This window comes from Brevundimonas sp. GW822-FHT03E11 (assembly GCF_058801445.1).
This window is the reverse complement of record NZ_JBXANG010000002.1, coordinates 98,402-112,081: the sequence shown is the minus strand read 5'-3', so window position 1 is coordinate 112,081 and position 13,680 is coordinate 98,402. Positions and strand designations below refer to the sequence as shown.

15 protein-coding genes and 1 tRNA gene are annotated in these 13,680 nt (G+C 67.1%); 4 read left to right on the top strand and 12 right to left on the bottom strand.

The features are described from left to right. Nucleotides 1–25 precede the first annotated feature (25 nt). The 11 genes from AC1RKE_RS03415 to AC1RKE_RS03365 form a co-directional block, all read right to left on the bottom strand. A tRNA-Leu gene (locus tag AC1RKE_RS03415) sits at nucleotides 26–110 on the bottom strand. Between the two features lie 69 nt (nucleotides 111–179). After that, nucleotides 180–728, bottom strand: a complete 549-nt coding sequence (locus tag AC1RKE_RS03410; protein ID WP_054764120.1) for a CcdC protein domain-containing protein — start codon at nucleotides 726–728, stop codon at nucleotides 180–182. Nucleotides 729–780: 52 nt separating this feature from the next. Further along, nucleotides 781–1,800 (bottom strand): fumarylacetoacetate hydrolase family protein, encoded by a 1,020-nt coding sequence (locus tag AC1RKE_RS03405; protein ID WP_348683605.1) that lies wholly within the window; start codon nucleotides 1,798–1,800, stop codon nucleotides 781–783. Between the two features lie 47 nt (nucleotides 1,801–1,847). Next, complete coding sequence (locus AC1RKE_RS03400) at nucleotides 1,848–2,696, bottom strand: hypothetical protein (RefSeq protein WP_336968398.1); 849 nt, start codon at nucleotides 2,694–2,696, stop codon at nucleotides 1,848–1,850. A gap of 84 nt (nucleotides 2,697–2,780) precedes the next feature. After that, nucleotides 2,781–3,047, bottom strand: a complete 267-nt coding sequence (locus AC1RKE_RS03395) for a hypothetical protein (protein ID WP_201463274.1) — start codon at nucleotides 3,045–3,047, stop codon at nucleotides 2,781–2,783. 211 nt (nucleotides 3,048–3,258) lie between these two features. Further along, nucleotides 3,259–4,326, bottom strand: coding sequence for an isoaspartyl peptidase/L-asparaginase family protein (locus AC1RKE_RS03390; RefSeq protein ID WP_348683607.1), 1,068 nt, complete (start codon nucleotides 4,324–4,326; stop codon nucleotides 3,259–3,261). Between the two features lie 313 nt (nucleotides 4,327–4,639). Further along, entirely contained in the window at nucleotides 4,640–5,674 is a 1,035-nt protein-coding gene (locus tag AC1RKE_RS03385; protein WP_348683608.1) for a hypothetical protein, read from the bottom strand. 9 nt (nucleotides 5,675–5,683) lie between these two features. Next, nucleotides 5,684–5,869, bottom strand: a complete 186-nt coding sequence (locus tag AC1RKE_RS03380; RefSeq protein ID WP_348683610.1) for a hypothetical protein — start codon at nucleotides 5,867–5,869, stop codon at nucleotides 5,684–5,686. Then, nucleotides 5,870–6,979, bottom strand: coding sequence for a 4-hydroxyphenylpyruvate dioxygenase (hppD, locus tag AC1RKE_RS03375; protein WP_287105960.1), 1,110 nt, complete (start codon nucleotides 6,977–6,979; stop codon nucleotides 5,870–5,872). A gap of 142 nt (nucleotides 6,980–7,121) precedes the next feature. Beyond that, a complete protein-coding gene (locus tag AC1RKE_RS03370; RefSeq protein WP_183218046.1) occupies nucleotides 7,122–8,231 on the bottom strand; it encodes a DUF5694 domain-containing protein in 1,110 nt (369 codons plus the stop codon). 134 nt (nucleotides 8,232–8,365) lie between these two features. Continuing rightward, nucleotides 8,366–9,001: an exopolysaccharide biosynthesis protein gene (locus tag AC1RKE_RS03365; RefSeq protein ID WP_191554635.1), complete on the bottom strand. Its 636-nt coding sequence runs from the start codon at nucleotides 8,999–9,001 to the stop codon at nucleotides 8,366–8,368. Between the two features lie 106 nt (nucleotides 9,002–9,107). Between AC1RKE_RS03365 and AC1RKE_RS03360 the strand changes: the two genes are divergently transcribed. Genes AC1RKE_RS03360 through AC1RKE_RS03350 form a run of 3 tightly spaced genes read left to right on the top strand, consistent with a single transcriptional unit; the run spans nucleotide 9,108 to nucleotide 10,842 of the window. Further along, a complete protein-coding gene (locus AC1RKE_RS03360) occupies nucleotides 9,108–9,683 on the top strand; it encodes a YqaA family protein (RefSeq protein ID WP_183218050.1) in 576 nt (191 codons plus the stop codon). A 39-nt stretch (nucleotides 9,684–9,722) separates the two neighbouring features. Next, nucleotides 9,723–10,265, top strand: a complete 543-nt coding sequence (locus AC1RKE_RS03355; protein ID WP_228185797.1) for a disulfide bond formation protein B — start codon at nucleotides 9,723–9,725, stop codon at nucleotides 10,263–10,265. 4 nt (nucleotides 10,266–10,269) lie between these two features. Continuing rightward, nucleotides 10,270–10,842 (top strand): demethoxyubiquinone hydroxylase family protein, encoded by a 573-nt coding sequence (locus AC1RKE_RS03350; protein ID WP_183218055.1) that lies wholly within the window; start codon nucleotides 10,270–10,272, stop codon nucleotides 10,840–10,842. A 143-nt stretch (nucleotides 10,843–10,985) separates the two neighbouring features. On the opposite strand, the gene AC1RKE_RS03345 is transcribed toward AC1RKE_RS03350, so the two are convergent. Continuing rightward, nucleotides 10,986–12,188, bottom strand: coding sequence for an acetyl-CoA C-acyltransferase (locus tag AC1RKE_RS03345; RefSeq protein ID WP_333897488.1), 1,203 nt, complete (start codon nucleotides 12,186–12,188; stop codon nucleotides 10,986–10,988). Nucleotides 12,189–12,451: 263 nt separating this feature from the next. Between AC1RKE_RS03345 and AC1RKE_RS03340 the strand changes: the two genes are divergently transcribed. Further along, entirely contained in the window at nucleotides 12,452–13,597 is a 1,146-nt protein-coding gene (locus AC1RKE_RS03340) for an outer membrane beta-barrel protein (protein WP_492896400.1), read from the top strand. The last annotated feature ends 83 nt before the right edge of the window (nucleotides 13,598–13,680 follow it).

The window sequence follows — 13,680 nt, the reverse complement described above, 5'->3', positions numbered from 1 at the left end:
GGCGGCGTCCGCCGGATCTGATCTTTGGTGCGGGTGGTCGGGCTCGAACCGACACTCCTCTCGGAACTGGATTTTGAGTCCAGCGCGTCTACCAATTCCACCACACCCGCACAGGCGCGAAGGCACCGCTCCTATACCGGCCTCGGCCGCAATTCAACCGCGTCGGCGTCGGCCCACCGTCAAGCGGCGGGCGGCGCCGCGACCTCCACATGGGCGTCGGTCCCGCCGGCGAGGATGCGTTTGGCGCGAATGTAGATTTCGACGCGCTGCATGACGATCAGCCCCATGGCGAAGACCAGGAAGGCGTCGGTCACGGCCATTGCGTTCAGATGCCACTGGGCCGCATGACCTTCGATCAGGTCGCGCAGGGCCGTGCGGCCCGCGAACAGGGCGACCAGCAGGATCAGCCCCAGGGGCGAGGCCTGAGCCATGAGGCTGCCGTCCGGCTCCTTTTCGATGGCCACGGTCTTGCCGCGATACCAGCCGGCCAAGCCCCCCAACAGTCCGCCCAAGGCCAGGATCGCCCAGCCGGCGGGGCCGAACGGCGCGTGGACCGCGCCGGGCGCCTGGGTCGAACCCCAAAGGCCAAGCGCGATCAGCGGCAGGACCACCGCAGGCGTCACCCAGATGAACTTCAGCTTCAGCGGCCGCCGCCGCCGGTTCCGCAGCAGGACAAGCGCCAGGACGGCCGGGAAGACCAGAAGCGGAATCAGTTTTTCAGGCGGCATGTCGTTCTCCGGGCCTCCCCCCCGGAAGCCGACGTGGGGCAGCCTACACCCGTCAGGACCCGGCCGGAAGCGGGGCCACCGTCTGTTCGATGGCACCGAAGATGGAGCGGTGATGATCGTCCAGCATTTCGATCCGCACCGTGTCGCCGTGGGTCAGGAAGGGGGTTTCGGGCGCGCCGCGCAGGATCGTCTCGACCGTGCGGACCTCGGCGATGCAGGAATAGCCCAGGCCGCCTTCCGTGACCGGCTTGCCGGGTCCGCCGTCGGCGTCGCGGTTGGAGACCGTGCCCGAGCCGATGATCGTTCCGGCCGACAGGGACCGGGTCTTGGCCAGGTGGGCGATCAGGGTTCCGAAGTCGAAGGTCATGTCCACCCCGGCGTCGGCCTTGCCGAAGTCCTTGCCGTTCAGCTGGACCGTCAGCTCGCCGTGCAGCTTTCCGTCCTTCCAGCGGTCGCCCAGGGCGTCGGGGGTGACGAAGACGGGCGAGAGGGCGCTTGAGGGCTTGGACTGGACGAAGCCGAAACCCTTGGCCAGTTCGGCCGGGATCAGATTGCGCAGGGAGACGTCATTGACCAGGCCGACCAGGCGGACGGCGGCCAGGGCCTGGTCCCGCGTCGCGCCCTGGGGCACGTCCCCGGTCACGACCACGATCTCGGCCTCAAGGTCGCAGCCCCAGGCGGGGTCGGCGAGCGGGATGGGGTCGCGGGGGGCCAGGAAGCCGTCGGAGCCGCCCTGGTACATCAGGGGGTCGGTCCAGAAGCTTTCGGGCATTTCGGCGCCGCGCGCCCGGCGCACCAGTTCGACATGGTTCACATAGGCCGAGCCGTCGGCCCACTGATAGGCGCGGGGCAGGGGGGAGGCGGCGTCCCGTTCATGGAAGCGGCCGCGCGGCACGGCCTCATGCTCCAGGCTCTCGGCCAGGGCCGCCAGCTGGGGGCCGCAGCGGGCCCAGTCGTCCAGAGCCGCCTGGAGCGTGGGGGCGATCAGAAAGGCGTCGGTGAACCAGTGCAGGTCCTGCGAGACGACCACGAGGCGGCCGTCGCGGCCGTGCTTGAGCGAGGCGAGTTTCATGCCCCACGCCTAGACCGAAATCGCGCCCGGGGGAACAGAGGGAGGGATCAGTGGGCGCTGCGGCCGTGGCTGGGCGTCTGGCCGCCGGGGCGCGGCGTGGACAGCTGGCGGTGGGCGGCGCGCAGTTCCTCGATCCGCTCCTTGCGGCGGCACCAGTGGTCGTTGAACTGGGCCACGGCCTCGCGCAGGGCGGCCAGCTGTTCGGCCTTTGTCATCTCTCGCTCGATCTCCTTCTCGACCGGCTTGGCGGGAGCGGGCGGCGGGACGGGCTGGGGCGGGAGCGGGGCGTAGGGGGGCTTGTCCAGCACGGCGACGCCGGGGGCTTGGGCGGGGCCGGATTCATCGGCGGGGGCGTGCTCCACGCGGTCACCCTTGATGACCACATGGCTGTTGGAGACCACGGTCACATTGGCCGGGACGGCGGGGTGAGGGGGGGATGGACGGTGGGCTTCTTGGTCGGGCTTGGCCGTCGGCTCTTGCGGCGGCGTCTCTTCCTTGGGTTTGACCGTCTCCTTGATCCGGCCCTTCAGGGCGTGATCGACGGCTTTCAGCGGCTTGGACGGCCCCTCGGCCAGGACGACGACGGCGCCCAGACAGTCGTCATAGGTGGCGCGCAGGGCCTTGGCGGCGCCGACCAGGGCGTCGCTGTTGGCGGTCATGGCTGCGTGGCAGGCGCGGTCGACGGCGCGCCAGATTGATTCGGCGGCGTCGGCCTGGGTGGTCGTGGCGCCCTTGCCGGCCCGCCAGGCCAGGACCGTCAGACCCAGGATCAGGGCCGCCAGCAGCAGGAGCAGCAGCGGGTGGACGCCAAGGAGTAGAGTGGAGTCAACGGGTTCTAACGCCGCCGGATCGGGTGTCTGGAAATCCTGCGGATAGTTGGAGACGCTCGCCGACATGCCGCACCCTGTCTGACCCTTTGTTCGCCGAACCATGATGCCGCAGCGGCGAAGCCGGGCCAAGAAAAAGGTTAACAACAGCCCTCAGGCCGCAGGGGTCAGCAGGGCCCGGGCCTCGGCGCCGGTCCGGGCGGCGCGGTCGCGCACCTCGACCTCGACGATGACGCCGCCCTCGGGCTCGACCGCCCACAGATAGCGACGCTCGACCTCGACCGTGCGGCCCGACGGGGCGAAGCCCTCGAACGCGTCGCCCCAGGGGGTGATCTTCTTCAACTCGACGAAGGGCATGGCGCAGGCGGCGTCCAGCTCCTCCTCGGCCATCTTGGTCAGTTCGTCGTCGGTGGGTGTCATGGGGTCAGTCTTACAGGAGGAAACGGCTTTTTGCTTTCGTCATCCTCCGGGCCGCGCAGCGGAACCGGGGGACCCAGCGGCGCCGAAGGCGAAATCCATCCGCCGCAAGAACGCTAAGGGGCGAGTCCGCGACAGGTTCGCGCTCGCTCGCGCCGCTGGGTCCCCGATCTGCGCCGCTGCGCGGCTTGTCGGAGGATGACGAAAGAGGAGGTCAGTCTTCGTCGGCGTATATGGCGACGCGGGTCGGGGTATTCGAAGACACCGCCCCCCGATACATGCCCGAGGTGTTCATGGCGAAGGCGGGGGTTCCGTTCAGGCCCATGGCGATGACGCCGCCGTCGCCGCCGATCGAGCCGACGTCGGCGATTTCGGCCTCCGCCGCCGCCTGGACGGTCGCGCCGTCGGCGGTGCGGCGGCAGATGTCGCGGGCGACGGTGGAGCGGATGAAATATTCGCCCGAGCCGGTGGCCGAGACGGCGCAGCCGTCGGCGTTGGAGGCATAGGTGCCCGCGCCGATGATCGGCACGTCCCCGACCCGGCCCCACCGTTTGGCGGTCATGCCGCCGGTCGAGGTGGCGGCGGCGAGGCGGCCCTGGCTGTCCAGGGCCACGGCGCCGACCGTGCCGAACTTCTTCTCGTTCAGGGGCGGGGCGACGCTGGCGTGGGGGGCGGCCGATCGGTCGACGGGCGCGGCGGCGCCGGCGGGGCGTTCCGGTATGGGCAGGCCGGCCTCGGTCAGGGCCTTGACCAGACCCTGCCAGCGGCGCTCGGTAAAGAAGAAGGACGGATCGACCTGCTCCAACCCGACCGAGGCGGCGAAGGCGTCGGCGCCGGGGCCGATCAACATGACGTGGGGCGACCGCTCCATCACCGCCCGGGCGGCGGCGACGGGGTGGCGGGTGGTGGTCAGGCCGGCGACCGCGCCGGCGGTCAGGTCCGATCCGTTCATGACGGCGGCGTCCAGCTCGTTACGACCGGCGGCGGTGAAGACCGCTCCGCGCCCGGCGTTGAACAGGGGATCGTCCTCCATGACCTGGACGGCGGCCTGGACCGCATCCAGCGCCGAGCCGCCGCTCTTCAGCACGGCCGAACCGGCGTCCAAGGCGGCTTGCAGCGCGGCGCGATAGGCCGCGTCCTGCGCAGGCGTCAGGCTGGACCGCTCGATCACGCCCGCCCCACCGTGGATCGCCAGCGACCAGCGCGGCGCGGCGTCCTGGGCCTGGGCCGAGGAAAAACACAGTGCAAAGAGTGCAATCAGTCCAGAACAGGCGATGCGCATGGTGAAACTCCTCCGCGCCGAAAAACCGAGTGCAATGGGTGCACATTCCTCCGAGACGCCGGTCTGTCGCAGTGTAACGCCGTGTGCGGGCGTGTCAGGTCGATTGGCCGAAGAAAATCGGAAACGAGGGAAAATCAGAGTGTTGAGTTTGGGCGTTGAGATGGCTCGCCCGCGTGAGTTGGAGCCGCCCATTAGCGGAAGGTCTCTTTGATCTTGCAGGGTTGGTCGCTAATCGACCACTAAGCGACGTTCAGCATTCCACCCAGCTGCAGACATTCCTTCGTCACGCTGATTTCTAGATTAGCCCAACTGCTTACTCAGCGGGTGGGTAAAACATCGAGTCGTTTCCGAAGAACGTATCCGCTACGGCGGTCTCCAATGCGTCTGTCCAATCAACTTTATCGTACTGCCATTGTAGATGAGCGCACCGAGTGAACGTCTCTTCAATGTTGGGCGGCTGTGACCGATAGAAGACAAAGCGCTTGGAATAGATCTGAACCGAGCGATTTACGAAATCGATTTCGTCGTTTGTTAGATTCAACACAAAGGCGCGTGGGTAGGAATGATAGCGCATTGGGTGTGTGTAGAAGATTGCAATCGCTGGCGTCAGCGGAACGATACAACGGACACCCCGTGGAGAGTTGGCGACCGAGTGCACGTTGTGGAAGAAACCATCGCCAAATATGAACTCACGACTACCGCTGAGAAGCACGGCGAACTTGCCTCGCGTCATAGCCTCTGACAGCGTCGCTTGAGCATTGCGAACATTCATGCCGAGCAGGCCACGATCACCGTTGTTGGGGTCGAGCCCAATGCGTTCGCGTAGTGCGCGCGTCCCGCTTTTAACTCTGTGACGGAAACTGGGACTACGGGCGATAAGCGAAGCGAGAACTTTGGTGAGTGACGTGAAACGTTCCTCATCGACGATAAGCGGCGTGAGGCGCTTAGAGAGTGTGCTGTCGGAGGGAACGATCGGCGACTCCGCCGTTTTCAACCAGTCAATCAACGGAGTGATCAGAGCGTCGGGTGGTCCGAATGTGTGTTCGAACGACTCGTCCCAAGGGCTCGCCACATCGCTAAGATAGATATTGTTGTCGTTGCGGATCGCTCCAAATTGCTCCGGCTTGGATGTTACGAGCTCACCGTCGCAAGACAGGCTGTGAGCCAGGCCAGCGCTGTCAGCCCAGTGCCGTGATAGCGTCTTCGGCCACCAATGATGACGCTCGTTCTTTGGGATGAGCTTCTTGTGCTTCGGCACGGCATACTCGTTGTCGAACGTGTTGGCAGTTCTAACTGCCGCTACAACTCCCCAGTATTCTCGATCCATCCACTTGCTGGCGAGCGCCAACTTCACCCCTCACCCCCGGTGGTGCAGCCGTTTCCAGATCCTGTAGGCGACGATGGGGGCGAAGCCGCAGATCAGGGCGGCGATCAGGACCGTCCAGAAGCCGCCGTCCAGCCAGAAGCGCCCGGCCAGGGCGCCGGCGCCGGCCGCAAGGGCCGGGCCGAGCCAGGGCAGCCAGGTCGGCGGCCGCATCTTCATTCAGGCGTCGACCTTGATGACGCCGCGACGGATCTGGTCCAGCTCGATCGAGTCGAACAGGGCCTGGAAATTGCCGTTGCCGAAGCCTTCGTTGCCCTTGCGCTGGATGATCTCGAAGAAGATCGGGCCGAAGGTGTCCTGGGTGAAGATCTGCAGCAGCAGCCCCTCCTCGTCCGAACCGTCGATCAGGATGCGGTTCTTGCGCATCCGCTCCACGTCCTCGCCATGGTTGGGCAGGCGTTTGTCGATCAGTTCGAAATAGGTCTCGATCGTGTCCTGGAAGTCCACGCCGCGGGCGCGCATGGCCTCGACCGTCTCAAAGATGTTCTCGGTGGTCAGGGCGATGTGCTGGATGCCTTCGCCGTTGTAGCGGCGGATGAACTCCTCGATCTGGGAGTTTTCGTCCTGGCTCTCGTTCAGCGGGATGCGGATGGCGCGGTCGGGCGCGATCATGGCCTGGGAGAACAGGCCGGTCGCCTTGCCCTTGATGTCGAAATACTTCTGCTCCTCGAAGTTGAAGACCGAGTTGTAGAAGCCCGACCAGGTGCGCATCTGGCCGCGACGGACGTTGTGGGTCAGGTGGTCCAGCACCTCCAGGCCGACGTTGTTCTTGCGCTCGGCCTCTTCCCAGCCCTCGATCTCGTCCCAGGCGTCATACAGGGAGCCGGCGTCGCCGTACTGGTCGATGACATACAGCAGCGAGCCGCCGATGCCTTGCAGGATATAGGGATAGTCGCCCAGGGCGCCGCCGTCGGCATCCGTCGCGGCCACGGCGCCGCGCTGGAGCGCCCCCTCATAGGCGGCCTTGGCGTCATTGGTGCGGAAGGCCATGCCGTTGGCCGAGGGGCCGTGATCCCTGGCGAAGTCCGCCGCCTGGCCCTTTGGCGAGCGGTGGACGAGGAAGGAGATGTCGCCCTGTTTCAGGCGCACCACGTCGGTCTTGGGGTTCACATGTGTCTTGGTGAAGCCCATCATCTCCAGCCGCGCGATCATCGCCTGGGGCTCAGGGCCGGTGAATTCGACGAATTCGAAACCGTCGACGCCCAGGGGGTTCTCCCGGTCGATCTGTTCCGCCGTCGGTTGATGGGGGTTGGGGGTCATGTCGTTCATGGCGCGTCTCCCGCGTAGCGTTCTGAGGCGGGCTTAACCGAAAGGGGCCGCCGATTGGCGCGGAACCTAGTCGCGGATGACGACAGAGCCAAGGCAGACCCACGGGGTCGTGATGAACGGCGGCTCCGCCCTCTTCATGCGATCAGCGCAGGACGGGTTCGGGATCGACCAGCCGGACATCGTGCATCTGGTCCAGATAGGCCTCGTAGTAGCCCTTGTGCGAGGCCCCCACGATGGTCAGCATCCGCGTGCCCGGATAGCGGCCCAGAACATCGCGCATATTGGCGACCATGCGCAGGTTTCGCGTTTCCCAATAGCCGAGGTAGCGGCGGCCGAAGGCCTGCGGCGACGGCTCGACCAGGGTGGCGCCGAAGTCGGACTGATAGATCAGGGGCGGCGTCGTCGGCGCATTATAGACGCGGTACATGCGCAGCACGCCGTCGGGCTGATCGAGGGCGGCGCCCAGTTCCGCATCCTGCGTTCGTCGGGTTTGGCTAGCGGGATTATTCCACGCGCCCATGATCGCGTCGGCATAGGCTTTCTTCTCGATGGGATCGGTCGGATCGGGCGTGTCGGCGGAGTGGTCGTCGACGCTCCACAGCCGCTCCAGCCCCAGCCTCGCGGCCAGGGGCGCGGAGATCAGATAGGTCTCATTGGCTCGGTCCTTGATCCGGTTCAGCACGGCGACCAAGGCGTCGTTCAGACCGTCCCCGGCGGTGCGGTCCTGGGCGGGCAGGCGAAGCCATTGGACCAGGGCCGATCCCCGCTCGCCGGCCGCCAGGAAGACCGCCGCCAGATGACGCCGCTGGGCCGGCGTGGGGTGTGCGGGCCACTCGGCCAGCAGCCGCTCGGCCTCGGCGTTGGCGGCTGGCACGTCCAGACCGGTCGCCAGGGCGGCGGGGGCGGGATCCCAGCAATAGGTTTCGACCGTCTCGGCATAGCGCGACGGATAGCGACGCAGGCTGTCGCATTGCAGGCCCGATAGATCCTCGGTCGCGATGGCGGTCGGCTTCCAGGCCGCCAACCGATCCAGTAGCGGCGATAGGCTTTCGACCTTGAAGCCGTCGCCCATGTTCGACAAGTGCGGCGTGCCTAGCACCAAGACCTCGTTCAGCGCGCCGGCGGGCGGTCCCTTCAGCTGATCGGGATGGAAGGACTGGCGGTAGTCCTGGGCGGCGGCGGGCAGGGCGGCGGCCAGCAGCGCGCCGGCGGCGACGAACAAGATGCGGGAGAAACGAAGAGGCAAAGCCATGACGCGCCGTGAAAGGAATTTGAGAAAGATCGACCGTCGGTCGGTCACGCCACCTTCCACGGATCGCCGCCCAGACGCCCGTTAATTCTTGGACATCTAAGGTTACGCTTGCAGCGCTGGAACCACTCCCGGCCTCAGCCCGGCAGCCAGCGGGTCGCCCACTCGGCGCCCATCAATAGGCCGGTTCCCACCGCGCCCAAAATCGTCAGCCAGGCCGTCGTCACCGCCGCTCCGGCGATCACGAACAGGCCGTCGCGCTGGATCAGGCCGACCGACAGCAGGGCCAGGGCCACGGAGGGGACGGTGTTGGTCAGGGGCAGGACGATGGTGGCCGTGGCCAGGATCATGAAGATCGCCGCCAGCTTCTCGCCCGGACCGTCGGCGAAGCGTCGCAGGCGGGGGCGCGACAGCCGGTCGATCCAGCCCAGTTTGGTTTCGGCGAAATCGGCCATGGCCTTCAGCCAGGAGCCCTTGGCGCGCAGCTTCAGGAACCAGCGCGGCAGCCAGGGCTCTTCGCGCCCGACCAGCATCTGTGCGGCCAATAGAATGACGATGACGCCCACGACCTGGGGCACGCCGTAAAGGCCCGGCACCAGGCAGGGGATGGACAGCAGCAGGATCAAAAGGCCGTAGGCGCGCTCGTCCAGCCGATCGCGGATCTCGTCCAGGGTCAGGCCGGCCTCGCCCCCTTCGTCGGACAGGCGGCGCAGCAGGCGGGTGATGTCGTGGCTGACGTCGTCAACCTGAGGCGCGGGGCGGGAGGGGGTCATGGCGGGGGCATAACGCGCGACGGGGCCGGTCGCGAGCGTTGCGGTGTCGCAGCGGGTGACGGCGGGACCGGGTCTTGCTAGGGCGGGGCGGTTCGAGGAAATCTCCATGCTTCGCAGACTTTATGACGGCGTGTTCGACCTGGCGCGCCATCGCCACGCCACGCCGGCCCTGGCGGCGGTCTCCTTCGCCGAGAGTTCCTTCTTTCCCATTCCGCCCGACGTCATGCTGGCGCCGATGATCCTGGCCCGGCCGGAGCGGGCCTATGTCTACGCCGGGGTCTGCACGATCGCCTCGGTTCTGGGCGGGATGCTGGGCTACGCCATCGGCTATTTCCTGACCGACGTGGGCCTGGCGATCCTGCGGTTCCTGGGCCATGCCGACGGGCTGGATCATTTCCGCCAGTGGTTCGCCCAGTGGGGTCTGTGGGTCATATTGATCAAGGGGCTGACGCCGATCCCCTACAAGCTGGTGACCATCGCCTCGGGCCTGGCGGCCTTCAGCTTTCCGGTCTTCATGGCGGCGTCGGTCGTGACACGGGGCGGGCGGTTCTTCCTGGAGGCCTGGATTCTGAAACGCTGGGGCCAGGCCATGCTGGCCCAGGTGGAAAAGCGCCTGGCTCTGTGGTCGGGGACCGGCCTGGTTCTGCTGGTCGGCCTGATAATCGCGGTGAAGCTTCTGTAAGTCGACGCGGAGACCGGACCGGAGTAAGACCGTTTCGCAATGAGAAGCCTCTATCGCCTGTTGACCCGTTGGTGGACCGCCTTCGCCCTGGCCGCGTCGCTGGCCATGCTGGGCGCGGCCCATGGGTTCGAACGGTTCGCGGGCCTGGCGCCGTGCAACCTTTGTCTGAAGCAACGCGAGGTCTATTGGGGCGCCGTGGCCGTAGCGGCCGTGGCGACGGCCTGGACGCTGCTGAGCGGTGGCCGGCGCGGCACGCCCCGGATCGCCGCCTTCCTGCTGGGGGCCGTGTTTGCGACGGGCGCGATCACCGCCGTCTTCCATATGGGCGGCGAATACAAGTGGTGGAGCCTGCCGGCGACCTGCGTCAGCAGCGGGTCGGTCGATCTGGAGAGCCTGACCGCCCTGGCCCTGGGCACGGGGCCGGCCCAGAGGGTGGCCATGTGCGATTCCGTGGCCTGGAGCTGGCTGGGCCTGTCGATGGCCGGTTGGAACGCCCTGATCTCCCTGGCGTTGGCCGGGTTCAGCCTGCTGGCGACCAAACGCCCCAAGGACGCCCGCGCCCCCCGCTTCGAAAGGGCCTGATCCCATGACCGACGCCGCCCCGCACACTCCTCTGCCCCGCCCGGGCCTGGGCGCGGACAGGGCGCGGATGGACGAAATCCTTCGCGTCGATCACGCCGGCGAATATGCGGCGGTCCTGATCTATCGCGCACAGAAGGCCGTGTTCGAGGGGCGCAAGGCGCGCGGCGACATCGTGCGCGACCTCGGCGAAATGCAGGATCAGGAGGCGGTTCACCTGGCCCGGTTCGAGCGACTGCTGAACGAACGCCGCGTGCGGCCGACGGCCATGACGCCGCTGTGGCGCATCGCCGCCTCGGCCCTGGGCGCCGGCACGGCCCTGATCGGCGAAAAGGCGGCCCACGCCTGCACCGAGGCGGTCGAGAGCGTGATCGAGAAACACTACGCCGACCAGATCGCCGAGATCGGCGACCGCGACCCGGCCCTGGCCGCCGAGCTGAAACAGTTCCGCGACGAGGAGCTGGCCCACCACGACCACGCCGTCGAGCACGGCAGCCGCGAGGCGCCGGCCTATCGGCTGCTGAGCGGGGTGATCAAGGCGGGATGCCGCGCGGCGATCAAGATCAGCGAGAAGGTTTGATCCCGCGCCATCGTCACCCTCGGGCTTGACCCGAGGGCCGGGTGGTCCGCCGCATTGCGCCAAAGGCGATGCACAGCCCGATCCACGCCCGGTCCTCGGGTCAAGCCGAGGATGACGAATCTGGAATGGGGCGTGGCCGCGCCTCAATAGATCTCGAACAGTCCCGCCGCGCCCATGCCGCCGCCGACGCACATGGTGACGACGCCGTATTTGGCCCCGCGCCGCTTGCCCTCGATCAGGACGTGGCCGGTCATCCGGGCGCCCGACATGCCATAGGGGTGGCCGATGGAGATGGCGCCGCCCGAGACGTTCAGCAGCTCGTCGGGGATGCCTAGGGTATCGCGGCAATAGAGAACCTGGACGGCGAAGGCCTCGTTCAGCTCCCAGATGCCGATGTCGTCCACCGTCAGTCCGTGGCGCTTCAGCAGCTTGGGCACGGCGTAGACGGGGCCGATGCCCATCTCGTCCGGCTCCACCCCCGCCACCGCCATGCCGCGATAGGCGCCGAGCGGCTGAAGATTGCGTTTCACCGCCTCGCCGGCCTCCATGATCACACAGGCCGAGGCGCCGTCGGACAACTGGGACGCATTGCCGGCGGTGATGTATTCGCCCTGCTGGATCGCCTCGCCGCTGCCGAAGACGGGTTTCAGCGCCTTCAACCCTTCCAGAGTGGTTTCGGGCCGGTTGCCCTCGTCCTTGGACAGGGTCACCTCTTTCGAAGCGGTCTCGCCGGTGGCCTTGTCCGTGACCAGCATGGTGGTCGTCATGGGCACGATCTCGGCGTCCAGTCGCCCTTCCGCCTGGGCCGCCGCCGTGCGCTGCTGGGACTGAAGGGCGTATTCGTCCTGGCGGTCGCGGCTGATGTTGTAGCGGCGGGCCACGACCTCGGCCGTCTCCAGCATCGACATATATATATGGGGCGCCAGCTTCAGCAGGGCCTCGTCCTTGCCGCGGTACAGGTTCATATACTGGTTCTGGACCAGGGAGATGCTCTCCAGCCCGCCGCCGACCGCCATCTTCTGCTGGTCGAAGATCACCTGTTTGGCCGCCGTGGCGATGCCCATCAGGCCCGAGGCGCATTGACGATCCAGGCTCATGCCCGGAACCGAAGACGGCAGGCCGGCCGCCAGGGCGACCTGGCGGGCGACATTGGTTCCGGTCGAGCCCTGCTGCAGGGCCGCGCCCATGATCACGTCCTCGATCTCGGCCGGATCGACGCCGGCGCGCTGGACCGCGTGTTTGACGGCATGGGCGCCCAGCTGTTGGGCCTGGGTGTCGTTGAAGGCCCCGCGATAGGCCCGGCCTATCGGGGTGCGGGCGGTGGAGACGATGACGGCTTCGCGCATGGAGGGTCCTTCCCGGTTTCGTTCGCCGCTTTGGAGGCGCGGCCGTGTTTCCTCATGGGCGGAACTTAGGCGCCTCCCCCTGCGGTAAGGCAAGCGGAGAGGCTCGAGGGGCCGTCGGCGCACAGGTCTTTTGTGTTGAAACGGCGCCACAGTCGCCACATTGTTCGCAGATGCGAGGGAACCGCAGCCGCAGCCTGCCGTTCGGCTCCTGAACGTCGGGCGGACAGCTCGGCTTCGGGCATTTTTTACAGAACGAGGAAGCTATGAAGCTCAAACTTCTCGCATCCGTCGCTGTCGCCGGGCTGTTCTCAGCTGGCGCGGCCTCGGCAGATCCCAACGGTTGGTATGGCGCGATCGACGCCGGCTACCACATGATCGACGACATCAACGCCGAGTCGTCGACGACCGGCGCGAACTGGAACTATGAGGTGAATAACGGCTGGGCGGCCTTTGCTCGCCTGGGTTATCGCTTCAACCCCAACTGGCGCGTCGAGCTCGAAGGCGGCTACCGCTCGGGCGACATCGGCACGGTGCGCGCGGTTTCGGGCACGCAGGGCCTGTGCAACCTGACCCCGGCGACGGGCGGCTGCTTCTCTCCGGAAGGCGACATCGAGTCCGCCACCCTGATGGCCAACGTCATCTATGACTTCGGCTATGAAGCCTGGGGCGTTCGTCCCTTCGTCGGCCTGGGCGCCGGCGTGAACCGCGTCAACGTCGACACCATCGGCAATCTGCGCGCCAACCGCGGCGCCGCGTTCGCCGTTGACGACAGCTCGACCAAGTTCGCCGCCCAGGCGATCGCCGGTCTGGCCTGGGCCGTCAGCGACCGCGCCAACATCGACCTGACCTACCGCTATCTGACGGGCGACGCCTCGTGGGAATCGACCACCGTCGGCGGAACCGCCTTCGGCGAATGGGACGGCGACTATGATCAGTCGCACACCGTGACCCTGGGCCTGCGCTACAGCTTCGGCGCCGAAGAAGCGGCCCCGCCGCCTCCGCCGCCTCCGCCGCCCCCGCCGCCTCCGCCGCCTCCGCCCCCGCCGCCCCCGCCGCCGGTTCCGCAGACCCCGGCCGCGCGTCAGTTCGTGGTCTATTTCGACTGGGATCGCTCGGACCTGACGGCTGAGGCTCGCTCGGTCGTGACCCAGGCCGCCAACTACGCCAAGACGGGCCGTCCGACCCGCGTCCTGATCGTCGGCTACACCGACACCTCGGGCTCGGCCGCCTATAACGTCGGCCTGTCGAACCGTCGTTCGCGCACCGTCGCGGACGCCCTGGTCGCCCAAGGCGTCAACGGCGGCGTCATCGCCCTGGACGGCAAGGGCGAAACCGCCCTGGCCAAGCCCACCGCCGACGGCGTGCGCGAACCGCTCAACCGTCGCGCCACCATCGACATCAACTTCTAAGACAGGCAAGACTCGGTCTGACATCGTCAGATCGGGTCTTGTTCTTGGAAGTCTGTCAGCGGAAAGTTGGAGAGCCGGCGCCC